General features: G+C 56.1%; 30 protein-coding genes and 1 pseudogene. 22 read left to right on the top strand and 9 right to left on the bottom strand.

Annotated elements, in window-relative coordinates:
• The first annotated feature begins 83 nt into the window (after positions 1-83).
• From PseuLF5_RS05715 to PseuLF5_RS05665, 12 genes are all read left to right on the top strand, one after another.
• Positions 84-281, top strand: coding sequence for a hypothetical protein (locus PseuLF5_RS05715; RefSeq protein WP_123467925.1), 198 nt, complete (start codon positions 84-86; stop codon positions 279-281).
• Positions 282-627: 346 nt separating this feature from the next.
• Positions 628-1155 carry a hypothetical protein gene (locus tag PseuLF5_RS05710; protein ID WP_340133136.1) on the top strand — a complete coding sequence of 176 codons (528 nt, stop codon included), beginning with the start codon at positions 628-630 and terminating at the stop codon, positions 1153-1155.
• Between the two features lie 126 nt (positions 1156-1281).
• On the top strand, positions 1282-1692 hold the full coding sequence (locus tag PseuLF5_RS05705) for a hypothetical protein (RefSeq protein ID WP_322374355.1): 411 nt from the start codon (positions 1282-1284) through the stop codon (positions 1690-1692).
• Entirely contained in the window at positions 1682-1924 is a 243-nt protein-coding gene (locus PseuLF5_RS28135; RefSeq protein WP_445262408.1) for a colicin E5-related ribonuclease, read from the top strand. Before PseuLF5_RS05705 ends, PseuLF5_RS28135 begins: the two co-directional genes overlap by 11 nt.
• Positions 1925-1928: 4 nt before the next feature.
• Entirely contained in the window at positions 1929-2246 is a 318-nt protein-coding gene (locus PseuLF5_RS05700; protein ID WP_340133135.1) for a hypothetical protein, read from the top strand.
• Positions 2247-2661: 415 nt separating this feature from the next.
• A complete protein-coding gene (locus PseuLF5_RS05695) occupies positions 2662-2871 on the top strand; it encodes a hypothetical protein (protein ID WP_222833115.1) in 210 nt (69 codons plus the stop codon).
• 145 nt (positions 2872-3016) lie between these two features.
• The gene (locus PseuLF5_RS05690) at positions 3017-3289 is read left to right on the top strand and encodes a hypothetical protein (RefSeq protein ID WP_340133134.1); all 273 of its coding nucleotides are present in this window, start codon (positions 3017-3019) and stop codon (positions 3287-3289) included.
• On the top strand, positions 3271-3576 hold the full coding sequence (locus tag PseuLF5_RS05685; protein WP_322374353.1) for a hypothetical protein: 306 nt from the start codon (positions 3271-3273) through the stop codon (positions 3574-3576). Before PseuLF5_RS05690 ends, PseuLF5_RS05685 begins: the two co-directional genes overlap by 19 nt.
• A 14-nt stretch (positions 3577-3590) precedes the next feature.
• Entirely contained in the window at positions 3591-3854 is a 264-nt protein-coding gene (locus PseuLF5_RS05680) for a hypothetical protein (RefSeq protein WP_340133133.1), read from the top strand.
• A 132-nt stretch (positions 3855-3986) separates the two neighbouring features.
• Positions 3987-4382, top strand: a complete 396-nt coding sequence (locus PseuLF5_RS05675; RefSeq protein WP_340133132.1) for a contact-dependent growth inhibition system immunity protein — start codon at positions 3987-3989, stop codon at positions 4380-4382.
• 115 nt (positions 4383-4497) lie between these two features.
• Positions 4498-4908 (top strand): hypothetical protein, encoded by a 411-nt coding sequence (locus tag PseuLF5_RS05670; RefSeq protein ID WP_340133131.1) that lies wholly within the window; start codon positions 4498-4500, stop codon positions 4906-4908.
• Positions 4909-5073: 165 nt separating this feature from the next.
• Positions 5074-5565, top strand: a complete 492-nt coding sequence (locus PseuLF5_RS05665; RefSeq protein WP_340133130.1) for a hypothetical protein — start codon at positions 5074-5076, stop codon at positions 5563-5565.
• Positions 5566-5678: 113 nt separating this feature from the next.
• Here the strand turns inward: PseuLF5_RS05665 and PseuLF5_RS05660 are convergent, their stop codons facing one another.
• Together PseuLF5_RS05660 and PseuLF5_RS05655 are read right to left on the bottom strand one after the other, a co-directional pair.
• On the bottom strand, positions 5679-6722 hold the full coding sequence (locus tag PseuLF5_RS05660) for an LLM class flavin-dependent oxidoreductase (RefSeq protein ID WP_340133129.1): 1044 nt from the start codon (positions 6720-6722) through the stop codon (positions 5679-5681).
• 147 nt (positions 6723-6869) lie between these two features.
• Complete coding sequence (locus PseuLF5_RS05655) at positions 6870-7355, bottom strand: flavin reductase family protein (protein WP_003225754.1); 486 nt, start codon at positions 7353-7355, stop codon at positions 6870-6872.
• A 324-nt stretch (positions 7356-7679) separates the two neighbouring features.
• On the opposite strand from PseuLF5_RS05655, the gene PseuLF5_RS05650 reads away from it, so the two are divergent.
• Both PseuLF5_RS05650 and PseuLF5_RS05645 read left to right on the top strand, forming a co-directional pair.
• A complete protein-coding gene (locus tag PseuLF5_RS05650) occupies positions 7680-9086 on the top strand; it encodes a purine-cytosine permease family protein (RefSeq protein WP_340133128.1) in 1407 nt (468 codons plus the stop codon).
• A 247-nt stretch (positions 9087-9333) separates the two neighbouring features.
• Positions 9334-10434, top strand: coding sequence for a polyamine ABC transporter substrate-binding protein (locus tag PseuLF5_RS05645; RefSeq protein WP_340133127.1), 1101 nt, complete (start codon positions 9334-9336; stop codon positions 10432-10434).
• Between the two features lie 126 nt (positions 10435-10560).
• Here the strand turns inward: PseuLF5_RS05645 and PseuLF5_RS05635 are convergent, their stop codons facing one another.
• Positions 10561-11535, bottom strand: coding sequence for a TerC family protein (locus tag PseuLF5_RS05635; protein WP_340133126.1), 975 nt, complete (start codon positions 11533-11535; stop codon positions 10561-10563).
• A gap of 120 nt (positions 11536-11655) precedes the next feature.
• Here PseuLF5_RS05635 and PseuLF5_RS05630 point away from each other — a divergent pair.
• Positions 11656-12080, top strand: a pseudogene (locus PseuLF5_RS05630) (Dyp-type peroxidase); the annotation flags it as partial.
• On the opposite strand, the gene PseuLF5_RS05625 reads toward PseuLF5_RS05630, so the two are convergent.
• Positions 12081-12869 (bottom strand): AraC family transcriptional regulator, encoded by a 789-nt coding sequence (locus PseuLF5_RS05625; RefSeq protein WP_322374359.1) that lies wholly within the window; start codon positions 12867-12869, stop codon positions 12081-12083.
• Positions 12870-12953: 84 nt separating this feature from the next.
• Here PseuLF5_RS05625 and PseuLF5_RS05620 point away from each other — a divergent pair, with 84 nt between their 5' ends.
• From PseuLF5_RS05620 to PseuLF5_RS05595, 6 genes are all read left to right on the top strand, one after another.
• A complete protein-coding gene (locus PseuLF5_RS05620; protein WP_340133125.1) occupies positions 12954-13952 on the top strand; it encodes a bile acid:sodium symporter family protein in 999 nt (332 codons plus the stop codon).
• 447 nt (positions 13953-14399) lie between these two features.
• Entirely contained in the window at positions 14400-15737 is a 1338-nt protein-coding gene (locus PseuLF5_RS05615; RefSeq protein WP_340133124.1) for a saccharopine dehydrogenase C-terminal domain-containing protein, read from the top strand.
• Between the two features lie 40 nt (positions 15738-15777).
• The gene (locus PseuLF5_RS05610) at positions 15778-16500 is read left to right on the top strand and encodes a hypothetical protein (RefSeq protein WP_123467947.1); all 723 of its coding nucleotides are present in this window, start codon (positions 15778-15780) and stop codon (positions 16498-16500) included.
• A 27-nt stretch (positions 16501-16527) separates the two neighbouring features.
• Positions 16528-17241 (top strand): hypothetical protein, encoded by a 714-nt coding sequence (locus tag PseuLF5_RS05605; RefSeq protein ID WP_322374361.1) that lies wholly within the window; start codon positions 16528-16530, stop codon positions 17239-17241.
• 14 nt (positions 17242-17255) lie between these two features.
• Positions 17256-17594, top strand: a complete 339-nt coding sequence (locus PseuLF5_RS05600; protein WP_123469155.1) for a hypothetical protein — start codon at positions 17256-17258, stop codon at positions 17592-17594.
• 17 nt (positions 17595-17611) lie between these two features.
• The gene (locus tag PseuLF5_RS05595) at positions 17612-17776 is read left to right on the top strand and encodes a rubredoxin (protein WP_123467951.1); all 165 of its coding nucleotides are present in this window, start codon (positions 17612-17614) and stop codon (positions 17774-17776) included.
• Positions 17777-18314: 538 nt separating this feature from the next.
• On the opposite strand, the gene PseuLF5_RS05590 is transcribed toward PseuLF5_RS05595, so the two are convergent.
• Both PseuLF5_RS05590 and PseuLF5_RS05585 read right to left on the bottom strand, forming a co-directional pair.
• Positions 18315-19487 carry a cystathionine gamma-synthase gene (locus PseuLF5_RS05590; protein ID WP_340133123.1) on the bottom strand — a complete coding sequence of 391 codons (1173 nt, stop codon included), beginning with the start codon at positions 19485-19487 and terminating at the stop codon, positions 18315-18317.
• Positions 19484-20860: a pyridoxal-phosphate dependent enzyme gene (locus tag PseuLF5_RS05585; protein ID WP_340133122.1), complete on the bottom strand. Its 1377-nt coding sequence runs from the start codon at positions 20858-20860 to the stop codon at positions 19484-19486. The genes PseuLF5_RS05590 and PseuLF5_RS05585 overlap by 4 nt, the downstream gene beginning before the upstream one ends.
• A 244-nt stretch (positions 20861-21104) precedes the next feature.
• On the opposite strand from PseuLF5_RS05585, the gene metE reads away from it, so the two are divergent.
• On the top strand, positions 21105-23393 hold the full coding sequence (metE, locus tag PseuLF5_RS05580; RefSeq protein ID WP_336348127.1) for a 5-methyltetrahydropteroyltriglutamate--homocysteine S-methyltransferase: 2289 nt from the start codon (positions 21105-21107) through the stop codon (positions 23391-23393).
• Between the two features lie 45 nt (positions 23394-23438).
• Here the strand turns inward: metE and PseuLF5_RS05575 are convergent, their stop codons facing one another.
• Genes PseuLF5_RS05575 through PseuLF5_RS05565 form a run of 3 tightly spaced genes read right to left on the bottom strand, consistent with a single transcriptional unit; the run spans position 23439 to position 26226 of the window.
• The gene (locus tag PseuLF5_RS05575; RefSeq protein ID WP_340133121.1) at positions 23439-24203 is read right to left on the bottom strand and encodes an ABC transporter ATP-binding protein; all 765 of its coding nucleotides are present in this window, start codon (positions 24201-24203) and stop codon (positions 23439-23441) included.
• The gene (locus tag PseuLF5_RS05570; RefSeq protein ID WP_340133278.1) at positions 24200-25204 is read right to left on the bottom strand and encodes a FecCD family ABC transporter permease; all 1005 of its coding nucleotides are present in this window, start codon (positions 25202-25204) and stop codon (positions 24200-24202) included. The genes PseuLF5_RS05575 and PseuLF5_RS05570 overlap by 4 nt, the downstream gene beginning before the upstream one ends.
• 8 nt (positions 25205-25212) lie before the next feature.
• Positions 25213-26226 carry an ABC transporter substrate-binding protein gene (locus PseuLF5_RS05565; RefSeq protein WP_186748653.1) on the bottom strand — a complete coding sequence of 338 codons (1014 nt, stop codon included), beginning with the start codon at positions 26224-26226 and terminating at the stop codon, positions 25213-25215.
• Positions 26227-26351 lie beyond the last annotated feature (125 nt).

Genomic DNA, 26351 nt, shown 5'->3' with positions numbered 1-26351 from the left:
ACGTTTAGACAAGGGGGCGGACCACGGTTTTGCAATTTATTCAAAAAACGTGGTCTATCCACGTTTTTCCAAGTGGATTTTAAATGATGAAGACCATTTCTTATTATCGCTTGCTTCCCGACTCGATGCCTGAAGATAATGTGGCAAAGGAATTTTATGAACTTTTAAAAGAGGCGCCTGACTCTGAAGAATTGAAGCATGATTTTTTAGAGGCTTTGCTAGAGCTAAGTGATCGTCAGTGGCATACCTACAAACAGTTGCGTCAGCCACTAAAAGCTTAGATTGAAAAAATCCTGATCAATTGGTGGGATGCGCGTGATTTCAGTTTTGCCGAGGGCTCGATTGTCGTTGCTGCACACCTTGGATTAGTTGAGCTTTTCGACTTTATATCGAGCCGAGAAGCCAGTGAGCTTTCGCCTGAGGTGGCTGCAGAGATTAGAGAGTCAATTGCTGAGCTGGGTGATAATATCGCTGATCCGTATAATGGTATGTGATTTGAATTGGTCACGTTTGAACTGGGATAAATGGGGGCAGACCACGTTTGGAAAATACTTCGAAAACGTGGTCTGTCCCCGTTTCTCCCGGAGAGCCGCCTCCGGTAGTTAAACATGCACTTTATAAATAATCATGCTGAAAATTAATGATATTGGTGAGTGTGAAGGCAATGTTGTCGAAGTCGATGAATACGTGCCTTTGACAGTTCGGTTTGGGGCGGGCCGCGATGCGTCGCCCCTCTATTGGCGTGCGGGCAATGGTAAGGATTCTCTTTTGGAAGTCGGTTTAAGTGCCTCCACTGGGAAGATTATAAGTGTAACTGTTGTAACTATTCCTTCTGTGGCATTGCAGCATTACGAATGTCAGGTGGAAAGTTGCGCGTTTGACGTCGGGGTTCCGCTTTTTTGTGTGGACGGGTGGGCGAGTCGTGAAAGTTATTCAAATAGATTTTTAGATGATTTCAGTGTTGGATTTGATCTGTTTGTGGATGCCGATAGAGCTTGTATCGTCTTTGATGTGCAGCAGGAAATTGTTCAGTTAGTAAGAAATGGCTCAGTGAGTTTTGGGGTTTCCTCAAGAGGTGAATTATTATCAATTGAAGTGTCATGCCTGGACGTTGATAAAATGGATTTGTTGAAAAATTTTACCTCTTGTGGATAAAGATGAAACAGGAATAAATGGGGACAGACCACGTTTAGAAAGCACTTCGAAAACGTGGTCTGTCCCCGTTTTCTACAATTTATTCAAAAAACGTGGTCTATCCACGTTTTTCCAAGTGGATTTTAAATGATGAAGACCATTTCTTATTACCGCTTGCTTCCCGACTCGATGCCTGAAGAGGATGTGGCAAAGGAATTTTATGAACTTTTAAAAGAGGCGCCTGACTCTGAAAAATTGAAGCATGATTTTTTAGAGGCTTTGCTCGAACTAAGTGATCGTCAGTGGCATACCTACAAACAGTTGCGTCAGCCACTAAAAGCTCAGATTGAAAAAATCCTGATCAATTGGTGGGATGCGCGTGATTTCAGTTTTGCCGAGGGCTCGATTGTCGTTGCTGCACACCTTGGATTAGTTGAGCTTTTCGACTTTATATCGAGCCGAGAAGCCAGTGAGCTTTCGCCTGAGGTGGCTGCAGAGATTAGAGAGTCAATTGCTGAGCTGGGTGATAATATCGCTGATCCGTATAATGGTATGTGATTTGAATTGGTCACGTTTGAACTGGGATAAATGGGGGCAGACCACGTTTGGAAAATACTTCGAAAACGTGGTCTGTCCCCGTTTTTTCCCAGTCTCGGGTACGCGGCTCAATGATCCCGCAACTGGTTATGTAGCCAAAGATGGTTCGTACGTTGTTCGGAATGACCGGACTGGTGCAATCGTGCAGGTATCAGATAAAAATGATAAAAACTGGGTCGCACCATGGGAGTAGAGCAATGAAGGAGTTTGTTTTTTTGGGCTTTGGACCTGAACCAACCAGACTTTGGTGCGGTGTGCCGTTATTTAACTTGAGCGATAGTCATGAGTTGCTGAATTATTGTGATACACGCGATGCGGCTGTGCTCGGAATTGAAGGGTTTAAAATTGTAGGGGATAAAAGAATCCCTGACTTAGACTGTATTGCGGATTTTTCTACCTTGGCGGTGGCTGCCGGTGAAGCATTTCCTGCCATGTCTAGAAAGTCGGCTAGGGATTTCATTGAGTTGATTTCAGATCGCGATACTTTTTTGGAGTTTGTCTTAGTCAGGGTTTGATGGTACAAAAGCAACAGCTACTCCACGCACTCCACTAGCTGGTCCTACTGAAAGCTGGAAAACCTTTGTTAATGCTGAAAAACAGATTCAACTGGAAGCAGGTGCTGGGCAGCGTGTAGATCAAGTTATCAATGAAACTCTATCTGGTAAGAAAAATTTCACGAGTTCTATGACGCTCACAACCGATGAGGCTCTATCGGCAGGGCAAAAATATCTCGGTCCCGAGTACAGGGAAATCGGTAAGCCCGGCTCCGGGGTGTTTCACAGCGCTGATGGCACCAAGGAGTTCCGTATCGACTCAGGATCTATATCAGGAGCACACGCTCCGGGAGTTCCGCATGTACATTTCGGAGTTAAAGACCCTGTGACTGGAAAATATATTTCTAACAATCATGTTCCCTATGCGGACTAGGATATGGATATGTCTATCGCTCGGAAGGGTATTGTTGTCACTGGCGAATATTCTGGCTGGGAAATTGTTGTTGCGGACGACCGTGATGGCGACACTGGCGGGTATTATCTTTACTTGAAGAAAAGTGATGTTGAAGGGTTTGACTACTGGTTCGAGAATGAGGCAGGGCTTCAGGCTCAGCTAGCTGATTTTGAGGTGGAGTGGATAGTTTAATAAATTAATTAGCATGGCTTTTATTTTGCCGTCGGTGCAAAAGGAGTGTCAGGTTCCACTCTGACGAGGGACGAATTGATCTCGGGCTTGCCGGCAGGTACTAAGATCACGCCAGGAAATGTGGTTGATATCCGTAGATTGCCAGATGGCCGAACCGTCTGGTTGGAAAAGGGCACTGATGCTGCCGGATTGCAGCACATCTACAAGCGACACGAAGTCGATTATTGTCAATAAAGGCATCTCGCGTGATGTGGTAATGAATGCTCTTGAACGTGGGCAAGTTGTCGGGACCAATGGTTCGGCTAATGTTTACCGCATTACGTACAATGGTGTTGAGCAAAACATTGCAGTTGGGGTAGGCTCAAACGGCTTCGTTGTTCGAGCTAATCCGGTCAGTTCTTGGAAGCCATTGCCATGATTAGGTTAAGACTAACGAGTGAGTATTTAGCCGGGCCGCTATTCTGTCCAGATCCGGATAGAATGGGGCACGTTGATATTGAAGATTTGCCCCTGTCTCCAGAGCTGAGGGCGAAAATCAATAAGTGGGACGGTGAGTATCAGGCGACGTTCAACAGCGACTATCCGCCCGATTCTGGTTTTACCACGGCTGAGGCAGAGCTTCGGCATATAGCCGAGGGGAAGCAACTGGCCAAATCAATACAACAAGAACTAGAGAGTGGTTATATGGTTGAATATTGCCCATAGTCGATAATTAGTCGGTGCAAAAGGCGCAGGCGAAATTGCTGGTTCCGCAAAAAACTTCTCAATTGCTGATCGAGTATTTGGCCAGCTCAACGATCCTCGAATGGGTCAGCTTGCAGGAAAGATTGAGGATAAATGGGGACAGACCACGTTTAGAAGCAATTCGAAAACGTGGTCTGTCCCCGTTTTCTCCCCTTGGTGAAATAAAACCTGAATGGGCGGAGCTTGCAAGGCAGGAAGTTGATGCAGTGCTAAAATCTTGCCCGTACGTAGATGGCTGAATCATGCGTGATAAATGGGGACAGACCACGTTTAGAAAGCACTTCGAAAACGTGGTCTGTCCCCGTTTTCCCCCGTCAACGAGCGTTGGATACTATTAGCCGAATCGAATCGGCCCTGAATGGTGCAGGAATATGACATTTCGAGAGGTGGAAAAAAAATATTCGGTTGCTTGGTCACCAGAAGACCCGATGTCCTCTTTGAGTGAGTGGTATCTATCTGTTCGTGATACGGATTTTGATAATCTTGAGGTCGGTGATGTATGTCGAGCTTTGAGGCAGGATTTGTTTATTGCTGATCTATTAACTATCGCTACGCGTTTTTTGTCAGAAGATGTTCTGACAGGGGATCGGTATGATGGTGAATTGATTTCCGCACTCGCAGATATCAAGGCAGATTATTGGGTTGTAAATGTTCAAGCGGCCAGAGATACGATTGATGCTTTGGTGCTAGTATCTGACGTCACTGAGGATGTTGATTGTCTAAGCGACACATCCAGGTTGATAAAAACTATAAAGGCGATCATTTGAAGGGGAAAAGGGGGGCCGTTTCTTATGGTGCCCACGGTTAGACAAGGGGCGGACCACGGTTTTGCAATTTATTCAAAAAACGTGGTCTATACACGGTTTCCCAAGTGGATTTTAAATGATGACGCCCATTTCTTATTACCGCTTGCTTCCCGACTCGATGCCTGAAGAGGATGTGGCAAAGGAATTTTATGAACTTTTAATAGAGGCGCCTGACGCTGAAAAATTAAAGCATGATTTTTTAGAGGCTTTGCTAGAGCTAAGTGATCGTCAGTGGCATACCTACAGACAGTTGCGTCAGCCACTAAAAGCTCAGATTGAAAAAATCCTGATCAATTGGTGGGATGGGCTTGATTTCGGTTTTGCCGAGGGCTCGATTGTCGTTGCTGCACACCTTGGATTAGTTGAGCTTTTCGACTTTATATCGAGCCGAGAAGCCAGTGATCTTTCGCCTGAGGTGGCTGCAGAGATTAGAGAGTCAATTGCTGAGCTGGGTGATAATATCGCTGATCCGTATAATGGTATGTGATTTGAATTGGTCACGTTTGAACTGGGATAAATGGGGGCAGACCACGTTTGGAAAATACTTCGAAAACGTGGTCTGTCCCCGTTTTCTCATTTGTGAGATCACGTCTGATTTTCCTGGATATGAATAGAAATCTGGCGATAAGAGCAGTTTTTTCGGAGGCGGGCTATGAATAAACAACAGCAGGACTTGATGATTGATCTGGTGTCGCATGGGATTTCAAAAGACTGTTTTCTTGAGTCTCTATTTAAGGGTAGGGATATCCCCGAAGATTACCTGCGTGCTGAACTGGAAACTGCTCTTGAAATTAAAGATGCTGACAGTGTGGAATGCTTACTGATATTCGGTGCGGTGTTCGGTTTCACTCAGGACTGCGCGGATGTGTTATGCCGTTTACTCGTCGAAGATTGGCATATCAGTCACGAGAATATTGCAAGGGAATTGAAGGTTTTCAGATACCCTGGGGCGGTTGACTATTTATTCAAGACGGCGCTGACCTGCTATCCGTATATCGCTTCCGAGCATGCTCTGGGTGTGAAATGCATTTATGCTTTACACGAAATTGGTACCGATAAGGCTAGAGAAAAATTGCAATTGCTAGCCGAGGTTGATAACGCTGAAATGTCCGAGCGTGCACGCCGTTTATTGGCGCGAGTGTGATGTTTCTTTAAAAGTGACTGAGTTCCCAGGCCGTAAAATGCATTTTCCCCATTTAAAATAAAAAGCCCCGAATTGCTCGGGACTTTTTATTGGTGCAGGCAATCAGCAGTGACTCACCGAAACGCCGGCACCACATGCCTGATAAACAACTCCAGCGACTTCTTCTTCTCCTCATGCGGCAAGCTGTTGTCACACCAGAAGCTGAACTCATCCACCCCCAGTTCCTGGTAATACTTGATCCGCGGAATGATCTCCTCCGGCGTACCAATCATCGCCGTCTTGTGCAAACTCTCCAGCTCAAACTCAGGACGCCCGGCAAACTTCTCTTCCGGGCTCGGCGCAAGGAAGCCATTGACCGGGGTTTGCTTGTTGCCGAACCACGCATCGAAGGTGCGATAGAACCGTGAGATGGCTTTCGCGCCGACTTTCCAGCCATCAGGATTATCGGCGGTGTGCACGTGGGTGTGGCGCAGCACCATCAGTTGCGGACGCGGTACGTCTGGATTGTTATCCAGGGCGGCCTGGAATTTGTTCTTCAGGTCGACGACTTCTTCGTCACCTTTCATCAGCGGCGTGACCATCACGTTGCAGCCGTTGGCCACGGCGAAGTTGTGCGAATCCGGGTCGCGGGCGGCGATCCACATCGGTGGATTCGGCTTCTGGATCGGTTTCGGCACGCTGGTGGAGGTGGGGAATTTCCAGATGTCACCATCGTGGGCGTAGTCGCCTTGCCACAGGGCGCGGACCACCGGGACCATCTCGCGCAGGGCCTGGCCACCGGCGGAGGCGGGCATGCCGCCGGCCATGCGATCGAATTCAACTTGGTAGGCGCCGCGGGCCAGGCCGACTTCCATGCGGCCGTTGCTGATGACGTCGAGCAACGCGCATTCCCCGGCTACGCGCAGCGGGTGCCAGAACGGCGCGATGATGGTGCCGGCGCCGAGGTGGATGGTGGTGGTTTTGGCCGCGAGGTAAGCGAGCAATGGCATCGGGCTTGGCGAGATGGTGTATTCCATCGCGTGGTGTTCGCCGATCCACACGGTGCTGAAACCACCTGCCTCGGCCATCAGGGTCAGTTCGGTGAGGTCTTCGAACAGTTGGCGGTGGCTGACGCTTTCGTCCCAGCGTTCCATGTGGATGAACAGGGAAAATTTCATGACGCTTCCTCGGATTTTTTGTTGTTGAGGCTACATGTGGGAGCGAGCTTGCTCGCGAAGGCGGTGTAACAGCCGGCATCTATGGCGATTGACAAGACGCCTTCGCGAGCAAGCTCGCTCCCACAGTTGTTATGCGTTGTTCTTTTATCAGGCCAGGACGGGCAGGGCACCCATCTTGCCGTGGCAATACACCAGCGGCCCGGTGTGCTGCTCGGGCACTATCAGATTCTTCACCGCGCCGACCATGATCGCGTGGTCGCCGCCTTCGTATTCGCGCCACAGCTCACATTCGATGATAGCCGTCGCGTTGGCGAGGATCGGGTTACCCAGTTCGCTCAAGGTCCATTCGATGCCTTGCGCTTTGTCTTTGCCTTTGCGGGCGAAGGCGTAGGCTTCGCTTTGCTGGCCGCCGGACAGGACGTGGATGGCAAAGCGTTTATTTTTGATCAGCACCGGGTAGGAATCAGAACTGTAGTTGGGGCAGAACAGCACCAGCGCCGGGTCCATCGACAGCGAGCTGAACGCACTGGCAGTCAGGCCGACGATCTGACCGTCATCGTCCAGGGTGGTGATAACGGTTACGCCGGACGGGAACGAGCCCATGACTTGTTTGTAGATGGCGGCATCGATCATTGGACGATCCTCGGGTGTTGTGACGCTGTTTTTATGTGTTTGTTGGTCTGATGGTATACCAGTATTTAATCTTTGCAAGGGCTTTTAAGCTGAACCGATAAATGTGCCGCGTTCGTCGGAAACTCAGCATTTACTGGGCTTTCGCCTGGTCGCAAAGCCGTGATATCAGGGAGGATGACGCATCAGATAGCGTCGCAAACTACGGATCAGTCTTGTGAATTGTTTGGAATACCATAATATGGTCTGCATCTGAGAGGTGGCCAGAGAGTCCCCCCGGTTTGGCTTCATACAACGATAAGAACAGACAAACTCGAGTTCATGCATATGTCCCAGATGTCCCGGCAAGATCCGTTGATCGAGAATCATACGGTCGACTACGTCCCACTCGCGGAACGCCACGGGAAGGCCCGCGACCTTTTCACCCTTTGGTTCAGCACCAACATTGCGCCACTGCCCATCGTCACCGGCGCCATCGTGGTTCAGGTGTTTCATCTCGACTTGTTCTGGGGGCTGCTGGCGATTGCGCTGGGGCACCTGATCGGTGGCGTAGTGATCGCACTGGCCTCGGCGCAGGGGCCGCGCATGGGCATTCCGCAGATGGTGCAGAGTCGCGGCCAGTTCGGTCGTTACGGCGCGCTGCTGATCGTGTTCTTCGCCGCGCTGATCTACATCGGTTTCTTTATCTCCAACATCGTGCTCGCCGGCAAATCCATCGTCGGCATCGCGCCGTCGGTGCCGGCGCCGTTGAGCATTCTCATCGGTGCACTGGCGGCTACGGCGATTGGCGTGATCGGCTACAACTTCATTCACACGCTGAACCGCATCGGCACTTGGGTGATGGGCAGTGCGCTGCTCGCCGGCTTCATCTACATCTTTGCCCACGACTTGCCGGCAGACTTCCTGACTCGCGGCAGTTTCAACCTGTCGGGCTGGCTGGCGACGGTGTCGCTGGGGATCATCTGGCAGATCAGTTTCTCGCCGTACGTGTCCGACTATTCGCGTTATCTGCCAGCGGATATCGGTATCGCCAAACCGTTCTGGGCAACGTACCTCGGGGCGACGCTGGGTACGATTCTGTCGTTCACCTTTGGTGCGGTAGCCGTGCTGGCGACGCCCGAAGGCACCGAGGCGATGACGGCGGTCAAGCAGTCCACCGGGTGGCTGGGGCCAATGCTGATGGTGCTGTTCCTGCTCAATATCATCAGCCACAACGCCCTTAATCTGTATGGCGCGGTGCTGTCGATCATCACCTCGATCCAGACCTTCGCCAGCCAGTGGACGCCGAGCATCAAGGTGCGTGTGGTGCTGTCGAGCGTGGTGCTGGCGGGCTGCTGTGTGGTCGCGCTCGGTGCCTCGGCGGATTTCATCTCCCAGTTCATCGGGCTGATTCTGGCGTTGCTGCTGGTGCTGGTGCCGTGGGCGTCGATCAACCTGATCGACTTCTACCTGATCAAGCGCGGCTGCTACGACATCGCCTCGATCTTCCGCGCCGATGGCGGGGTTTACGGGCACTTCAATCTGCACGCGATCATTGCGTACTTTATCGGCATCCTCGTGCAGTTACCGTTCGCCAACACCTCGCTGTACGTCGGGCCGTACGCCAATCTTGTCGAGGGCGCGGACTTGTCCTGGCTGGTTGGCCTGGTGGTCACCGTTCCGATGTATTACTGCCTGGCAACACGCGGCCAGACTCAGCAGAGCAGGGCGGCGAGGTTGGGTTACACCGACTGACCTGATCTGCTTCAACGCAATGCCCGGTCATTTGCCGGGCATTGTTGTTTCCGCATCCCGGTGGTCATTCAAATTGGCCACAACGATCCCCTTTTGGCCTATCCCCCACTGTGCTCCGGCTACGCTGTCAGCAAGAATCAAAGCCACAACCAGACGCTGAACCTTAATTCCTTGGCTGCCTTTACAGCCGCTGCCGTGTACAGAACATAAAAACCATCGAACTCACGCTGCCTTTTGGGGAACAACCATGGTCACGATGAAACGTATTCTGGGCGCTACCGTGTGTGGGCTGACACTGTTGGCCAGTGCCGTGCAGGCTGAGCAGCGCGAACTGCGGGTGTACAACTGGGCGGATTACATCCTGCCGTCGGTGCCCAAGGATTTCGCCGCGAAAAGCGGTATCAAAGTGACCTGGGACACCTTCGACACCAACGAGTCGCTGGAAGCCAAATTGCTCACCGGCAACTCCGGTTATGACCTGGTGGTGCCGTCGAACCAGTTCCTTGAAACGCAGATCAAGGCTGGCGTGTTTCAGAAACTGGATAAATCGAAACTGCCGAACTGGAGCCACCAGGATCCGGAACTGTTGAAACTGCTGGGCAAGAACGATCCGGGTAACCAGTACGGCGTGCCTTACATGGTCGGCACCGTGTTGATCGGCTTCAACCCGGCCAAGGTAAAAGCGGCACTGGGCGACAATGCGCCGGTGGACAGTTGGGATCTGGTGTTCAAACCGGAGAACATGGAAAAACTCAAATCCTGCGGCGTGGCGATGCTTGATTCGCCGACAGAAATCCTGCCGCTGGCCCTGCATTACCTGGGCCTCGATCCGAACAGCCAGAACCCCGCCGACTATGAAAAAGCCAAGGAGTTGATGCTCAAGGTTCGCCCGTACGTGACCTATTTCAACTCGGCCAAGTACATGACCGACATTGCCAACGGCGACATCTGCGTGGCCATCGGTTATTCCGGCAGCTTCTACCAGTTCGGCAACCGCGCCAAAGAAGCCGGCAACGGTGTGGTGGTCGACTGGCGCTTGCCGAAAGAAGGTGCGCCGATCTGGTTCGACACTTTCGCCATTCCGAAGAGCGCGAAGAACGTCGCCGAGGCCCATGAATTCCTCAATAACCTGCTCGATCCGAAAGTGATTGCACCGATCAGCGACTTCCTCGGTTACCCGAATGCGAACAAGGATTCGATGCCGCTGATCAACAAGGAAATCACCGGCAACCCGAACCTGACACCCAGCCCTGAAGCGCTGAAAAACCTCTACGTCGTGCAACCGTTGCCGCAGAAAATCGAGCGCGTGCGCACCCGTGTGTGGACCAGTATCAAGTCTGACAAATAGATATGGACTGAACGAAATCCCTGTGGGAGCGAGCTTGCTCGCGAAGGCGTCGGATCATCCAGCATCATCGTTGAATGACACACCGCTTTCGCGAGCAAGCTCGCTCCCACAGGTTTTTATGGCGTGTCATTCCGTGCTGCGTTCGGTTTCTCTGGTCATCACCAGACTCAGCAGCACCGACCCCAGAATCACCCCGCCCACCACCGCCAGCGACCACTCCACCGGCATGTGCAGCCACGGCATCAAGACCATCTTGCCGCCGATGAACACCAGCACCATCGCCAGTCCGTACTTGAGCAGATGGAAGCGGTCGGCCATGTCTGCCAGCAGGAAGTACAGCGCCCGCAGACCCATGATCGCGAAGATGTTCGAAGTGAAGACAATGAATGGATCGGTGGTGACCGCGAAGATTGCCGGGATGCTGTCGACCGCGAACATCAGGTCACTGGCCTCGATCAGCACCAGCACCAGGAACATCGGAGTAGCCCAGCGCACGCCGTTCTGCAGGACGAAAAACCGTTCGCCATGAAAGCCGCTGGTGATGCGCATATGCCCGCGCACCCAGCGCAGCAACGGATTTTTTTCCAGATCGGGTTGATGGTCGGCAAACACCAGCATCTTGATCCCGGTAATGATCAGGAACACGCCGAAGGCATACAGCAGCCACTCGAACTGCGACACCAGCCACACCCCGGCAAAAATCATTACCGCCCGCATCACAATGGCGCCAAGCACGCCGTACAACAGCACCCGCCGCTGCAACTCGGGTGGCACGGCGAAGTAGCTGAAGATCATCACGAAGACGAACATGTTGTCGATCGACAGCGATTGTTCGATCAGATAACCGGTGAGGAATTCGAGGGTTTTCTGTCGGGCGATGTCAGCGCCGAACGCGCCATGCAGGTACCACCAGAGCAGCGCCGCGAAACTCAGTGCCAGCAGGCACCAGGCGATGACCCAGGACAAGGCTTCGCGAACCGACACCCGATGCGCCTTGCGCCCACCGAAGACAAACAGGTCCAATGCCAGCATGGCAAGCACGAAGACGATGAAGGCGCCCCACATCCATGGTTCGCCGATATTGATGTTTGTGGCTGGCATGTCGCGCTCCCTGTCTATTCTTGGATTGGGGTCAGACGTGGCCATGCTAACGACGGGTTTGTGCCAAAGAAAAATCGTTTATTTCTGCGCAACAGTTCGTTAATAACGAAGTATCGGGGCTTCAGCGGCGGCAGTTACGTGCTAGTGCAGAAGTACCTGCACAACATGACGGCCTGAAATGCGCTGAGCGTCGAGGCGCAGGAACGGGTGATCGGACGCAAGAAGCTCTCGGACATCGAACTGGACGACTCGGTCAAACCGAGCACTCCCCCAGTGCGCTGACCACCCTCACCAAGGCAGACGGCGAGGAAGTGAAAATCCTGCGCGACAACATGCCGTTCGGCCGGCCTGGGGCAGGGGAGTTCGGCACGTTCTTCATTGGTTACGCACGTTCGCCCGAGCCGATCGAGCAGATGCTGGGGAACATGTTTGTCGGCAAGCCACCGGGCAACTACGACAAGTTGCTGGATTTCAGCACGGCCGTGACTGGCAGTTTGTATTTCGTGCCGTCTGCTGACTTGCTGGAGGAACTGGCCGAGCGTTGATCAGCGAAAGAATTCCCCCGGTGTTTCGCCGAACTGTTGGCGAAATGCGGCGATAAACGCCGACGTCGAGTCGTAACCACAGGCCAGCGCGACGTCGGTGACGCGCTCGCCTTTTTCCAGTGGTGTCAGTGCGCCGAGCAACCGCAGGCGCTGGCGCCAGGCGCGAAAGGTCAGGCCGGTGTCGCGCAGGAACAGCCGGGTGAGGGTCTTCTCGGTGACACCGAACTTCTCGCTCCAATGACTCAGCGTGGTCTGCTGTTCCGGGTGTTGCTCCAGGCTCTGGTAGATCTGCTTCAAGCGGGCGTCTTGCGGCAACGGCAGCATCAGGTCGATCTGCGGCGCCTCGGCCAGTTGATCGAGGATCACTTGGGCCAGACGTCCATGCGGGCCACTCTGCTCGTATTCCACCGGGACTTCGCTGAACGCACGAATCAATTCCCTGAGCAGATCGCTGACGCCCAGCACATGGCAGCGCTCAAGCGCCCATCCGGCGACGCTGCAATCGATGTAGAGGCTGCGCATTTCCGTGTGCGGCGAGCTGAACACCCGATGCGGCACACCCGCCGGAATCCATACTGCGCGCTCGGGCGGGGCGACGAAGCGGCCCGCGCTGGTCTGTATTTCCAGAACCCCCTGAATCGCGTACGACAACTGCACCCACGGGTGGCTGTGGCGCCGGGTCAGGGCACGATTGGGCAGCGATTCGGTGCGCCCGTAGAGTGGACGCGGCAGGCTGGGCAGCCCGGGAATGCTGCGCCGGACGCTTTTGTCATGTCCTTTAGGCGGCATCTTGTGGCCCTTCGGCGTTAGTCGGTAATTGGCTGTCACGTTAGAGTCGTCGACACGCCCTGGCAACCCCCGGATAGACAGACCATGACTCGCCCAAGATTCCTGCCCGACAACTTCACCCTGACATTGATCGGCGTAGTTCTGCTCGCCAGTTTCCTGCCCGCCAGCGGTCAGGTCGCGGTCGGCTTCGGCTGGCTGACCAACATCGCCATCGCCCTGCTGTTTTTTCTGCACGGCGCCAAACTCTCGCGCGAATCGATCATCGCCGGTGCCGGGCATTGGCGCCTGCATCTGTTGGTATTCGGCCTGACGTTTGTGTTGTTCCCGATTCTCGGTCTGGCGTTAAAACCGCTGTTGTCGCCGTTGATTGGCGACAAGCTGTACATGGGCATGCTTTACCTGTGCGCGTTGCCCGCCACAGTGCAGTCGGCGATCGCTTTCACCTCGTTGGCGCGGGGCAACATTCCGGCGGCGATTTGCAGTGCGGCGGCATCCAGCCTGTTCGGGATTTTCCTCACGCCGTTGCTGGTGACGCTGTTGCTTGACGTCCACGGCGACGGCGGTTCGACCCTCGATGCGATCCTGAAAATCAGCGTGCAACTGCTGTTGCCATTCATCGCCGGGCAGATCGTCCGGCGCTGGATCGGCGCGTGGGTCAGCCGCAACAAGAACTGGCTGAAATTCGTCGATCAGGGTTCGATTCTGCTGGTGGTCTACGGTGCATTCAGCGAAGCGGTCAATGAAGGCATCTGGCATCAGATTCCGCTGGTCGATCTGTTGGGACTGGTGGTGGTCTGCTGCATCCTGCTGGCGTTGGTGCTGCTGGCCTCGACCCTGCTGGGCAAGGTGTTCGGCTTCAGCCAGGAAGATCGCATCACCATACTGTTCTGCGGTTCGAAAAAGAGTCTGGCGACCGGCGTGCCAATGGCTCAGGTGCTGTTTGCCGGGAGCACCATCGGCGTGCTGATTCTGCCGCTGATGCTGTTCCATCAGATTCAGCTGATGGTCTGTGCGGTGCTGGCGCAGCGCTATGCGAAACGGCCGGAGTCGGTGCCGGAGTTGATGGCGCAGGTGGACCCCTAGTTCGCCACGCCGCTTGTCTAAGGCATTGTGTCAAAGCGTTGCAGCAGGGGATTGCTATGAAATAGCGTCCCCTCGCGAGCAGGTTGCTCTGCTGAATATCTCCAAATAACTCAAAATTAATCAATGAGTTATCACTCATCTGTGGGTACATGAGACATTTTGTTTCTGAAATATTATGAAAAAATAATTGGGGGAAGGGGTTGCCACGACTCGGGTGGCTGTTTAGGATCCAATCTTCGCAAATATAACAAGTCTGGGCAGGAAGCTCAGCCGCATGGGATTTATATGGATATTATCGCCCCCAACTTTCTATTCTCTTAGTGGTCATTCGCGAACACCGCGAAGATTGACTGCGCTCTGCCAATACCTCTTTACGATGGATAGCGCTTCGCACTTGCGAAGGGTTGCGCCTGCATTGGATACAAACTTACGTAAAGGATTCTACGTATGAAAACAATAAATCGAATCGTGATAGTCGGATTTGGAAGTATCGCTCAGGCCTTGTTGCCTCTGTTGGTTGAGCGATATCAGGGCGACATTGTTATCTTTGACAAAGAAGTGGATGTCTCAAGGCAGGCCATTGCGCAAGAGTACTCGGCGTCATTGATTAAGAAGTTGATTACGCCGCATAACTTTGTAAGCGTGATAAGTCCTTATCTCGGCGAACAGGTGTTTTTGCTGAATCTGGCTGTTTCGGTTTCCAGTGAAGCATTGATCGACCTTGCTCAGCGCCACGACTCGCTCTATCTGGATACTTGCATTGAGCCCTGGGAATATAGCGCTGATGTCGATTCGAATCTGGCGAGCAACTTTTCCCTGCGCGAAGGACTCAAGCGCTTTGCCAAACAGCGAGCGGTTGACCGCGCAACGGCCGTTGTCGCCCATGGTGCCAATCCCGGCTTTATCTCGGTGCTGCTGAAAAAGGCATTGACGCAAATGGCTGCGGTCAATGGCGTCGCCTTTGAAATCTCGCACCCTCAAGACTGGGCCAGACTGGCCGAGCGCCTGGGTGTCAGGGTGATCCAGATTTCCGAACGCGATACGCAAGTCACCGGCAAGGAACGCTCCGAACAGCTCTTCATGTGCACCTGGTCGGTGGACGGCCTGATCACCGAATGCCTGCAACCGGCGGAAATGGGCTGGGGCAGCCATGAGACCCGGCTCCCTCAGGGCGCGATTCGCAATGACTATGCGATTGCCATGCGAGAGCAAGGGCGCGAAGTCAAAGTCAAAAGCTGGTCACCCAATTACCTCGACTTCGCCGGTTACTTGTTGACTCACAACGAATCGCTGTCGATTGCCGAATACTTGACCCTCGGCGACAGCCGCAACCCCAGCTATCGCCCCACGGTTTATTACGCCTATCACCCTTGTGATCAGGCCGTGGCTTCCATGGCCCTGCTGAGCGAGGGCAATGAAGACCGGGTATTGACCAAGGAAGTCTTGAAGGACGGCATTGTTTCCGGCATCGACGAACTGGGTGTGTTTCTCATCAGTGACCAGTATCCGTCCGTGTGGATGGGCTCGAACCTGTCTATTGGCAAGGCACGGAAAATGGCCAAGTACAACAGCGCCACCAGTTTGCAGGTGGTGTCCAGCATTGTCGCCGGTATGGCGTGGGCACAGGCCAATCCTCACGCCGGGATTCTGGAGAGTGAAAGCCTGGACTGGGAATTCGTCTACGGCATCGTTGAGAAATACTGGCAGCCGATGGTTTTTCAGCAGATCGACTGGCGACCCGTTGCTGGCGATAGCACGCTGTCGTTTGGCAGCTTTCTGATCTGACTGTTTTCTGGTTCTCGTTCAATCTATCAAGGAAGAATGTATGTCGATGGCAATCGGCGCGATCACGCGCACCACACCCGATGCTTCTGCGGTCTTGTCCGGATTCAGTTTTCCTGCCGTGGATCTGACGGCGTCGGATCGTCAGGAATGGAAGGAGATATTTTTCGATTCGGTGATCACCGAATATGACGCGCGGCGGTTGTACTGGTACCTCGAGGGCAATTACCCGGAAGTCTTCAACTGCATGGAAGACGTGCTCAACCCCTGGCTGAAAGATGAAATTGATCACGCCTATGGTTTCGCGCTGATTTACGCGTCGTATTCCGCTATTCCTTTTGATGAGGTGTCACTCAGTGTCGAATTGAGGAAACCGGATTTCAGCATTGTCGATGCCATCGCCGCCGATCCGTTAAAGCTTCTGGTGACTCTGGCCTATGACGAAATCATCACCACCCACGTTTACCACCGCAGCATAGAAAGTTACGACCGCTTCAATTCGCAACAACTATCGGCGTGGATACGCAAAACCAAGAAGGATGAAGTGACGCACTTCTTTGCCTTCGTGAAAAAAGCCAGAGAGTTGTTCCCGCATAGACTGCAGGAGGTGCCGGGGATACTGGAGGACATTTTCCGTGTGGACTTCGAGAAGCCCAGTTACACAGGAACATTTGTTCTGGATCACAACGCACCGGATTTTCCGATTTCCAAACAGGAAATCAAGGACATGATTATTCCGGCAATCATAAAAAAATTCAGTGAATGAATACCGTGAGACAGGGAGGAAAATGGCATGGAAGCGGCTTTCTTAAAAAAGCGTAATTGGAGTTCCAGGGCGATTTTTGAGGATATCGCGGCCAGTGGATGGACCAATCCAGGCATTGATCCTTCCTTTAAAGCGTTCTTTATGGCCGACCTCGTGTCTGAGTACGATTCGGTCAATCTTTATAATTTTCTGTACGCCAGGCGCAAAGAGTTCTCCCCTTATTTTGTTCAGTACCTGGATTTCTGGTACGCCGACGAGCGTAACCATGCCGACGGATTCTTTGAGCTGAACCGCCTGGTTTTTGGCGCGCCCGAAAGTGACCTCATCAATGACCTGAAGGACCGCGTTGGCGATTTTTCAGGCCTGGAAGACATTCTCTCCTGCGAGTTCAATCTTCTGCTGTTGTTTGCCTATGACGAGTACGTTTCGGTGAAAACCTACAAGAAAGACACGTTCTATCAGGACTTTGGCCATCCTGGTTTCAATGTGTGGATCAAGAACCTGATTGCCGATGAAGCCATTCACTTTGGCAATGCCGTGAAAATTCTGAAGACCTTTCACGCCGATAAACTCGATCAGGCGCAAAGCGTGTTGCGCCGGATCGGTGGTTTTGAAGGAGGGGAATACAAGAACACGTTTCTGTTCGATCACGACGGCCCGCATTTTCAGCTGGACAGTGACGAAGTGGGCAGCGTCGTCATTGACGAAATTCTTTCAATCTTGCAAAAGAGGTCTTTGTGAAAAAAGAACATTACATAGTCGTGGCTCTTTTGCTGATGGTCTTTGGCGAGATTCTGACCATTTACAGTGAGGTCTATGCCTCGAAACTGCCGGGCAGGGTCATGGAGACCCCCGGCATGTTTATCAAGCCGATGTTCTTGATCTGCATCGCCGGTATCAGCCTGGTAATGGCGTATTGGCTGGGTTATCAGGGGACCGGGAATATCTGGGTGGTGACCGTCGCCTCGTTGACCCTGCTGCTGGTGCTGGAACCCATTGTGATCTACGCCATGCTTCGCGAGTTGCCGGAGCGTGGCGCATTGATCGGCTTCATCCTCGGCGCCGCCGGATTGATTTCAACCGTGGCACTTTAAGCAAAAGGAGATTGTTGATGTTGACTCAAGAGCAGACCAAAACCTGCACGGTATGCGGTTATGAATATGATCCGGCGATCGGTGATCCGGAAAACGGAATTGCCCCCGGAACTGCCTGGCAAGACGTTCATGACGATTGGCTGTGCCCGGACTGCCAGATGCCAAAGACGGATTTTGAGTGACACGGTAAGGCGCGCCGAAGGTCGCGGGAGTCTTTTCAGGCACAGTTGGAGGGTTATGAGTCCGGCGCAGTTTTGGTGAAGGCCTCGACAGCCTGTGGCAGCGGGCTTGCCCAACAAGGCTGCGCAGGATCGACCGGGTTTGGCAGGGATCGCCATCCAGAGCTGGTGCGGCGGGGCGCTCGACGGGCGTTAGGCGTTTCGCTTTCTGTGCAGCTTCGGCAAGGTTGAAATCAGTCTAAAAACACCCGGAAGGCGCGTCTGGCCTTTGCTAGGCTCAAAGGTGTAGGTGAAGACGCAGACTGATGCGCAATCGGATAGCAAGGGGACGTGGGGCGCGTTCCGAAGGGTACACGGTTAGAAAGATCTCCGCGCTGAGATCCAGCCCTTACGCCGTGTGAGGCAGCAAAGCACCGCTCTTTTTCCATGGTTGCTTTTGTACTGTGAGAGGCCCGATAAACCTTGTAAGCCAGAGACCAGCACTGGCCACCTACTCGAACACCAAAGCCCGCATCGCGCGGGCTTTGTCGTTGTGGCAGGACTAGATTTTCGTCAGGGCGTACGCCAGGTCGGCGCGCAGGTCTTCAAGGTCTTCGACGCCCACCGACAAACGCACCAGTCCATCGCCGATGCCGAGTCTGGCCCGGGTTTCAGGTGGAATGGTTGCGTGGGTCATGATCGCCGGATGCTCGATCAGGCTCTCGACGCCGCCCAGGCTCTCGGCCAGAGCGAAGATCTTTACGTTCTCGAGGAAGCGCCGCGCACCGGCCAGATCGCTGTTCAGATCCACGGAAATCATCCCGCCGAAACCGCGCATCTGTCGCTTGGCCAGTTCATGCTGCGGGTGCGAAGCCAGCCCCGGGTAGTAGACACGTTTGACCTGCGGCTGCTGCTCCAGCCACTGCGCCAACGCCAAGGCATTGCTGCAATGGCGTTCCATGCGCAACGCCAGGGTCTTTACCCCGCGCAGGGTCAGGAACGCGTCGAATGGCCCGGCAATCGCGCCCACGGCGTTCTGCAGAAAGCCGAGTTTTTCCGCAAGTTCGGCATTCTGCCCAACCACCGCAATGCCCCCGATCACGTCCGAGTGACCATTGAGGTACTTGGTGGTCGAGTGCAGCACGATGTCGAACCCCAGCTCCAGCGGCCGCTGGATATACGGGCTGGCAAAGGTGTTGTCGGCCACGCAGATGATCCCGCGTGCGCGGCAGATACGGGCAATGGCGGTCAGGTCCGACAGGCTCAGCAGCGGATTGGTCGGGGTCTCGACCATGACCATGCGGGTGTCGTCCTGCAGTGCGGCTTCGAACGCCGACAGATCGGCCAGATCGACATAGCTGAAACGATGCCCGGCGCTGCGCTGGCGCACCTTGTCGAACAGACGGAAGGTGCCGCCATACAAGTCATTGCCGGAAATGATGTGCGAACCGGCCTCCAGCAATTCCAGCACCGTGGAAATCGTTGCCAGCCCAGACGCGAAGGCAAACGCCCGGGTGCCACCCTCCAGATCCGCGACACAGCGCTCAAGGGCAAAGCGTGTCGGGTTGTGCGAGCGCCCGTAGTCAAACCCCTTGTGCACGCCAGGGCTGTCTTGCAGGTACGTGGAGTTGGCGTAGATCGGCGGCATCAACGCGCCGGTGGTCGGGTCCGGCGCCTGCCCGGCGTGAATCACCCGGGTCGCGAAGCCTTGGGATTTGTCGTCGTGCTGACTCATGCGAGGGATCTCCGTAATTGGTTGAGCATGTCGGTGCGGGTGATCAGGCCGTGGAAGCCTGAGGCGTCGGCGATGATCGCGACGAGGCCACGGCTGAGCACCGCTTCCAGCTCGGCCAGGGTGGCGCCGGGAGCGAGGGTTTGCAGTTTGTCGGTCATCACGCTGGAGACCGACTGGCTGAAGCGTGCAGCGTCTTCGTGCACGCCGAGCAAAATGTCCGATTCGTCGATGACGCCGACCAGTTGCTTGCCCTCCACCAGCACCGGCAGTTGCGAGACGTCCGCCAGACGCATGCGCTGAAACGCGGTCAGCAGCGTGTCGCCGGGGCCGACGCTGATCACGCGGCCGTCCTCGAAACGCCGTGCGATCAGATCGCGCAGGTCGCCATAACCCTTGCGCTGCAACAGGCCCTGATCGGTCATCCACTGGTCGTTGTAGACCTTCGACAGGTAGCGCGTGCCGGTGTCGCAGACGAAACTGACCACGCGTTTGGGCTCAGTCTGTTCGCGGCAATAATGCAATGCGGCCGCGAAGAGGGTGCCGGTCGAGGAACCTCCGAGAATGCCTTCGGCCTTGAGCAACTGGCGGGCGTGATCGAAGCTTTCTTCATCGCTGATTGAATAGGCGTGGCGCACGCTGGAGAGGTCGGTGATCGACGGGATGAAGTCTTCACCGATGCCTTCCACCGCCCAGGAACCGGGCTTCGGCAGGGTGCCATCGCGGCTGTATTGAGCCATCACCGAACCCACCGGGTCGGCGAGGATCATTTCCAGATCCGGCTGCACACGCTTGAAAAAGCGGCTCAGCCCGGTGAGCGTGCCGGCCGAGCCGACGCCGACCACGATGGCGTCCAGATCATGTTCGGTTTGCGCCCAGATCTCCGGTGCGGTACTGCATTCGTGGGCCAGCGGGTTGGCCGGGTTGTTGAACTGGTCGGCGAAGAACGCGCCGGGGATGTCTTTCGCCAAACGTGCCGCCACGTCCTGGTAATACTCGGGATGGCCCTTGCCGACATCGGAGCGGGTGATGTGCACCTCGGCGCCCATGGCCTTCAAGTGCAGGACTTTCTCGGTGGACATCTTGTCGGGTACCACCAGCACCACCCGATAACCCTTGGCGCGGCCGACCAGCGCCAGGCCCAGGCCAGTGTTGCCGGCGGTGGCTTCGACGATGGTGCCACCCGGTTGCAGGCGGCCATCACGTTCAGCCGCATCAATCATTGCCAGACCGATACGGTCCTTGATCGAGCCACCGGGGTTCTGCGATTCGAGTTTGAGAAACAGCGTGCACGGCCCGGTATCAAAGCGGGTCACGCGCACCAGAGGGGTATTGCCGATCAGCCCCAGCACGGCAGGGCGGGAGTCTTTTGACATCTCGTATTCCTTCGGTGAGTCATCGCGCTTCATGCGCAGGCAAACAGCTCATCTCGCAAGCAACATAGGCCCGGATGCCCACGCTCGCAACCCAAAAAATCCGCGATCCGCACGACATTTCCCTGTAAACGCTGCCGCAGCTGCATGAGTAAAACTTGTGATGATCACGATTAGAATGAGTTTGTCTCACCAAGGCCTGACCTCGACAATAGCCGCCATTGACACGATTCTGGAGTTGTTTGTTATGGCACTGGCCCATTCCCTTGGATTTCCGCGCATCGGCCGCGACCGTGAACTGAAGAAAGCACAAGAGGCGTTCTGGAAAGGAGAGCTGGACGAGACGGGCCTGCGCGACGTTGGTCGTGAGCTGCGCAAGGCGCATTGGGAGATTCAGAAGAACGCCGGCATCGAGCTGCTGCCGGTCGGCGATTTCGCCTGGTACGACCAGGTCCTGACTCACTCGTTGATGTTCGGTGTGATCCCTGAGCGTTTCCGCCCGCACGACGGCAAGGCAACGTTGCAAACCCTGTTCGGCATGGCCCGTGGCGTCAGCGACGCGTGCTGCGGCGGGGCTCACGCCGAGGAAATGACCAAATGGTTCGACACCAATTACCACTACCTGGTCCCGGAATTCAGTGTCGATCAGCAATTCCAGCTGGGCTGGGAGCAGTTGTTCGAAGAAGTCGAAGAAGCCCGCGCGCTGGGGCACAACGTCAAGCCTGTGGTGATCGGCCCGTTGACGTACCTGTGGCTGGGCAAGGCCAAGGGTAGCGAGTTCGACAAGCTTGAACTGCTTGATCGCCTGCTTCCGCTGTACGGACAGATCTTCGCGCGGCTCGCCGCGCTCGGCGTCGAATGGGTGCAGATCGACGAACCGATTCTGGTGCTCGACTTGCCGCAAGCGTGGAAGAACGCGTTCGAGCGTGCCTACAACCAGATTCAGCGCGATCCCCTGAAAAAGCTGGTTGCTACCTATTTCGGTGGGCTGGAAGAAAACCTCGGTCTGGCCGCCAACCTGCCGGTCGATGGACTGCATATTGACCTGGTGCGCGCGCCGGAACAGTACCCGACCATTCTCGATCGCCTGCCGGCCTACAAAGTGCTGTCGCTGGGGATGGTCAATGGCCGCAATGTCTGGCGCTGCGATCTGGAAAACGCCCTGGCGACCCTGCAACACGCCCATGAGCGCCTGGGTGAACGTCTATGGGTCGCGCCGTCCTGCTCGCTGCTGCACAGCCCGGTGGATCTGAGCCGCGAAGACAGTCTTGATGCCGAGCTGAAGAGCTGGCTGGCATTCGCGGTGCAAAAGTGCGAAGAAGTCGCGGTACTGGCGCACGCGGTCAAGGCGCCGGAAGCACCAAAAGTGCTGCGCGCATTGACGCAAAGCCGTTCGGTGCAGACCAGTCGCGCCGCGTCTCCGCGCATTCACAAACCGGCCGTGCAGGCCCGGGTGGCGGCGATCACCGCCAAGGACAGCCAGCGTCAGTCGCCGTTCGCCCAGCGTATCGCCAAGCAACGTGCCCGGCTGGACCTGCCGCTGTTCCCGACTACCACCATCGGTTCGTTCCCGCAGACTGCGTCGATCCGTCTGGCGCGGCAGTCGTTCAAGCAAGGCAAGCTGAGCGCGGCCGAATACACCGAAGCCATGCACAGCGAAATCCGCCATGCAGTGGACATCCAGGAACGGCTGGGCCTTGACGTGCTGGTACACGGTGAAGCCGAGCGCAATGACATGGTCGAGTACTTTGCCGAGCAACTGGATGGCTACGTATTCACCCGTTTTGGCTGGGTGCAGAGTTACGGCTCGCGTTGCGTGAAGCCGGCGGTGATCTTCGGTGACCTCAGCCGTCCGCACGCCATGACTGTCGAATGGATCCGCTATGCGCAGGGTCTGACCGACAAAGTGATGAAGGGCATGCTGACCGGGCCTGTGACTATGTTGATGTGGTCGTTCCCTCGTGAAGATGTCAGCCGCGAAGTGCAGGCCCGGCAACTGGCGCTGGCGATCCGTGACGAAGTGGTCGATCTGCAAGCGGCCGGGATCAGGATCGTGCAGATCGACGAAGCGGCATTCCGCGAAGGCTTGCCGTTGCGTCAGGCACAGTGGCAGCAGTATCTGGACTGGGCGAGCGAGGTGTTCCGCCTGTGCGCTGGCGGGGTGCACGACGAAACCCAGATTCACACGCACATGTGCTACAGCGAGTTCAACGATGTGATCGAGTCCATCGCGGCGATGGATGCGGATGTGATCACCATCGAGACGTCACGTTCGGACATGGAACTGCTCGACGCCTTCGAAGCCTTCGCCTACCCGAACGACATCGGCCCGGGCGTCTACGATATCCACTCGCCACGGATTCCGCAGGTCGCGGAAATGGCCGGTCTGCTGCGCAAGGCGGCCCGTCGCATCCCGGCCGAGCGCCTGTGGGTCAACCCGGACTGCGGCCTGAAAACCCGCGGCTGGCCGGAGACCGAAGCGGCGCTGGTGCACATGGTCGCGGCGGCGCGGCAGTTGCGCAAAGAGCTGGCGTAACGCTTGGTCCGCATGAAACACAGCCGTTGTGGAGCGGGCTGTGTTTTATGAATGAAATCGCAGGATCTGCGCACCATCGAACGGGTCTGTCAGGTAGTGCGCCTTGACTCCGAACGTTTCCTGTAGCCGCTGCGGCGTCAGCACTTCCAGCGGCTTGCCCAGAGCCACCAGCCGGCCGCGCTCCAGCACCGCCAGCCGATCGCATTTCAACGCCTGATTGAGGTCATGCAATGCAATCAGTGTGGTCACCGGCAACGCCTGCACCACGTTGAGGATCGTCAATTGATGCTGGATGTCGAGGTGGTTGGCCGGTTCGTCCAGCAGCAGGATTTGCGGGCGCTGGGCCAACGCTCGGGCAATGTGCACGCGCTGGCGTTCACCGCCTGACAAGTGACGCCAGACACGCGTGCGCAGGTGCAGCGCATCGACGTCGATCAACGCCTGTTCAACGATGGCGTCGTCCACCTGCGACCACGGCTGCAGCGCTGACAGCCACGGTGTGCGCCCCAGTGCAACGGCGTCGAATACGCGGATGCCGTCGTCGGTGTCGGCCTGTTGTTCGACCACCGCCAGTTTTTGCGCAATGCTGCGCCGGGGCATTTTCCCGAGGGGCTGGCCTTCGAGCAGAACCTCGCCAACGCTCGGCTCGCGCAATCCGGCAAGCAGTTTCAACAGAGTGGATTTGCCCGAGCCATTGGGCCCGACGATGCCGAGGGTCTCGCTGCGCTGGACCTCCAGGCAGACACCGTTAAGCAACTCGGCACCGCGCACCTTGAACGTCAGCCCGGAACAACTCAACACCGGGTTCATCGAGCCGATCTCCGGCCAACCAGGATGAGCGCAAACACCGGCGCGCCGACCAGCGCGGTAATCACACCGACCGGAATCACCTGACCCTTGATCAGGGTGCGCGACAGCACGTCGGCGGCAATCAGAAACACCGCGCCCCCCAATGCGCTGGCCGGCAGCAGACGGGCATGCCCGGTGCCGAGCAACAGACGCGCCGCATGGGGAATCACCAGGCCGACAAAACCGATCGAACCGACAATCGACACCATCACCGCCGTTACCAGCGCCGCGCAACCGATCAGCACAATCTGCACCCGCCGCACCGGTATGCCGAGGGACGCCGCCGAATCCGCGCCAAAGGTAAATGCATCCAGCGCGCGCCGATGCCACAGGCACACCAGCAAGCCGAACAGGGCCACCGGCACCGCCAGCCACACCGACGGCCAGCGCACGCCGCCGAGATTACCGAGCAGCCAGAACATGATGCCGCGCGCCTGCTCGGAACTCGCCGAACGGGTAATCAGAAACGCGGTGAGCGCATTGAACAGCTGCGAGCCGGCGATTCCCGCGAGAATGATCTGCCCGGTGCCGTTGGCCGAACCGCTGACACGGGCCAGCAGAATGACCAACACGAACGCCGTTACCGCGCCGACAAAAGCCCCGGCGGACAGCGAAATCGCCCCGGCCCCAATCCCGAGCAGCGCCACCATCACCGCGCCGGTCGAGGCCCCGGCGGAGATGCCGAGCAAATAGGGATCGGCCAGCGAATTGCGCAGCAGCGACTGCAAAATCACCCCGCACGTCGCCAGACCGGCACCGCACGCGGCGGCGACCAGGGCGCGGGTCAGGCGGTAGTTCCAGACAATGCCTTCGTCGATCGGATCGAGCGCATGCCCGGCGGTCCACAGCTTGTTGGCCAGCACTTTTAGCACCACGTCCGGAGCAATCGAGGTCTCTCCGATGGCGACCCCCGCGAGCACGGCGATCAACAGTGTCGTCAGGGCCAGTAGTGCGCGGATCAGGCTTTTATTCATTGCGACAGGTCATAGCCGTTGAGGGCCGTGGCCAGTTGCTCGATGCCATCGAACGTGCGCAGGCTGGCCTGCATGGCCAGGGCGTCGAGAATGATGATGCGGTTGTTTTTCACCGCGTCCATGTTGCGGGTCACCGGGTCGCTGCGCAGGAAGGCGAGTTTCTTCTGATAGTCGTCAGCGGGGAAGCGCCGGCGATCCATGCGTGCGATGACGATGAAGGTCGGGTTGGCCTTGGCGATGGTTTCCCAGCCGACCGTCGGCCACTCTTCATCGGATTGCACTACGTTGCGTACGCCGAGGGTACTCAGCATGAAGTCGGGAATGCCTTTGTGTCCGGCTACGAAGGGCTCGATGTCCATCTGCGCACTGGAGAACCAGACCACGGCACTTGCGTCTTTCAATTGTTTGCCCTGAGCCGTGGCGACTGATCGGGCGAGGCTGGCCTTGAGTTGTTCATTGAGCTGCTGGCCGCGGTCCTGCACATCGAAGATTTGCGCCAGTTGGCTCACGCTCTTGTAAATCGTGTCGATGCGAAACGGCGCCAGCCGGGTACCGTCGGCGCCGACGAGGTTGTCCTTGGCTTCGCAATCGGAGGGCAGCAGGTACGTCGGAATCTTCAGCTCGTGAAACTGCTCGCGCGTGCCCACCGCACCTTGTGGGCCAACCATCCATTCCAGCTCCACGGCGACCAGTTCCGGGCGCTTGCCGATCACCGCTTCGAAACTCGGCTCGTTATCGGCCAGGCGTTCGATCTTGTCGTTCTGCGCCTTGTACGTGGCCAGCACGTCGTTGAACCACAGCGAGGTGCCGACCACCTTGTCGCCCAGGCCCAGGGCGTAAAGCATTTCGGTGCCAGCCTGGCCGATGGTGACGGTGCGCGTGGGAGCATGCTGGAAGGTCAGGGTGCTGCCGCAGTTCTCGACGGTCAGTGGATAGGTCGTCGGCGCTGCATGGGCGAGCGCGCAAAGACTCAGGCCGGTGAGCAGGATGGCAACGCGGGGCAGCAGCATGGGCAGTCTCCAGGGGAACCGTACGCAAGGCGGGGAGAGTACGGTCTGGAAACACACCAGCGAACGCAGTCATGGCAACAGCGCAAGGCTGCTGATCAAACGAAGACGCGCACGGCACGATGTCC

The sequence above is a fragment of the Pseudomonas sp. LF-5 genome (genome assembly GCF_037626295.1).
Lineage (GTDB): Bacteria > Pseudomonadota > Gammaproteobacteria > Pseudomonadales > Pseudomonadaceae > Aquipseudomonas > Aquipseudomonas monsensis.
Note: the sequence above shows the minus strand (reverse complement) of the source record. Positions and strands in the feature narration are given on the sequence as shown.

What these genes read in the sequence shown, in the direction of transcription:
- PseuLF5_RS05715 (WP_123467925.1), top strand. Translation starts at nt 84, where the DNA reads ATGATGAAGACCATTTCTTATTATCGCTTGCTTCCCGACTCGATGCCT.
- PseuLF5_RS05710 (WP_340133136.1), top strand. Translation starts at nt 628, where the DNA reads ATGCTGAAAATTAATGATATTGGTGAGTGTGAAGGCAATGTTGTCGAA.
- PseuLF5_RS05705 (WP_322374355.1), top strand. Translation starts at nt 1,282, where the DNA reads ATGATGAAGACCATTTCTTATTACCGCTTGCTTCCCGACTCGATGCCT.
- PseuLF5_RS28135 (WP_445262408.1), top strand. Translation starts at nt 1,682, where the DNA reads ATGGTATGTGATTTGAATTGGTCACGTTTGAACTGGGATAAATGGGGG.
- PseuLF5_RS05700 (WP_340133135.1), top strand. Translation starts at nt 1,929, where the DNA reads ATGAAGGAGTTTGTTTTTTTGGGCTTTGGACCTGAACCAACCAGACTT.
- PseuLF5_RS05695 (WP_222833115.1), top strand. Translation starts at nt 2,662, where the DNA reads ATGGATATGTCTATCGCTCGGAAGGGTATTGTTGTCACTGGCGAATAT.
- PseuLF5_RS05690 (WP_340133134.1), top strand. Translation starts at nt 3,017, where the DNA reads ATGGCCGAACCGTCTGGTTGGAAAAGGGCACTGATGCTGCCGGATTGC.
- PseuLF5_RS05675 (WP_340133132.1), top strand. Translation starts at nt 3,987, where the DNA reads ATGACATTTCGAGAGGTGGAAAAAAAATATTCGGTTGCTTGGTCACCA.
- PseuLF5_RS05670 (WP_340133131.1), top strand. Translation starts at nt 4,498, where the DNA reads ATGATGACGCCCATTTCTTATTACCGCTTGCTTCCCGACTCGATGCCT.
- PseuLF5_RS05665 (WP_340133130.1), top strand. Translation starts at nt 5,074, where the DNA reads ATGAATAAACAACAGCAGGACTTGATGATTGATCTGGTGTCGCATGGG.
- PseuLF5_RS05660 (WP_340133129.1), bottom strand. Translation starts at nt 6,722, where the DNA reads ATGAAATTTTCCCTGTTCATCCACATGGAACGCTGGGACGAAAGCGTC.
- PseuLF5_RS05655 (WP_003225754.1), bottom strand. Translation starts at nt 7,355, where the DNA reads ATGATCGATGCCGCCATCTACAAACAAGTCATGGGCTCGTTCCCGTCC.
- PseuLF5_RS05650 (WP_340133128.1), top strand. Translation starts at nt 7,680, where the DNA reads ATGTCCCAGATGTCCCGGCAAGATCCGTTGATCGAGAATCATACGGTC.
- PseuLF5_RS05645 (WP_340133127.1), top strand. Translation starts at nt 9,334, where the DNA reads ATGGTCACGATGAAACGTATTCTGGGCGCTACCGTGTGTGGGCTGACA.
- PseuLF5_RS05635 (WP_340133126.1), bottom strand. Translation starts at nt 11,535, where the DNA reads ATGCCAGCCACAAACATCAATATCGGCGAACCATGGATGTGGGGCGCC.
- PseuLF5_RS05625 (WP_322374359.1), bottom strand. Translation starts at nt 12,869, where the DNA reads ATGCCGCCTAAAGGACATGACAAAAGCGTCCGGCGCAGCATTCCCGGG.
- PseuLF5_RS05620 (WP_340133125.1), top strand. Translation starts at nt 12,954, where the DNA reads ATGACTCGCCCAAGATTCCTGCCCGACAACTTCACCCTGACATTGATC.
- PseuLF5_RS05615 (WP_340133124.1), top strand. Translation starts at nt 14,400, where the DNA reads ATGAAAACAATAAATCGAATCGTGATAGTCGGATTTGGAAGTATCGCT.
- PseuLF5_RS05610 (WP_123467947.1), top strand. Translation starts at nt 15,778, where the DNA reads ATGTCGATGGCAATCGGCGCGATCACGCGCACCACACCCGATGCTTCT.
- PseuLF5_RS05605 (WP_322374361.1), top strand. Translation starts at nt 16,528, where the DNA reads ATGGAAGCGGCTTTCTTAAAAAAGCGTAATTGGAGTTCCAGGGCGATT.
- PseuLF5_RS05595 (WP_123467951.1), top strand. Translation starts at nt 17,612, where the DNA reads ATGTTGACTCAAGAGCAGACCAAAACCTGCACGGTATGCGGTTATGAA.
- PseuLF5_RS05590 (WP_340133123.1), bottom strand. Translation starts at nt 19,487, where the DNA reads ATGAGTCAGCACGACGACAAATCCCAAGGCTTCGCGACCCGGGTGATT.
- PseuLF5_RS05585 (WP_340133122.1), bottom strand. Translation starts at nt 20,860, where the DNA reads ATGTCAAAAGACTCCCGCCCTGCCGTGCTGGGGCTGATCGGCAATACC.
- metE (WP_336348127.1), top strand. Translation starts at nt 21,105, where the DNA reads ATGGCACTGGCCCATTCCCTTGGATTTCCGCGCATCGGCCGCGACCGT.
- PseuLF5_RS05575 (WP_340133121.1), bottom strand. Translation starts at nt 24,203, where the DNA reads ATGAACCCGGTGTTGAGTTGTTCCGGGCTGACGTTCAAGGTGCGCGGT.
- PseuLF5_RS05565 (WP_186748653.1), bottom strand. Translation starts at nt 26,226, where the DNA reads ATGCTGCTGCCCCGCGTTGCCATCCTGCTCACCGGCCTGAGTCTTTGC.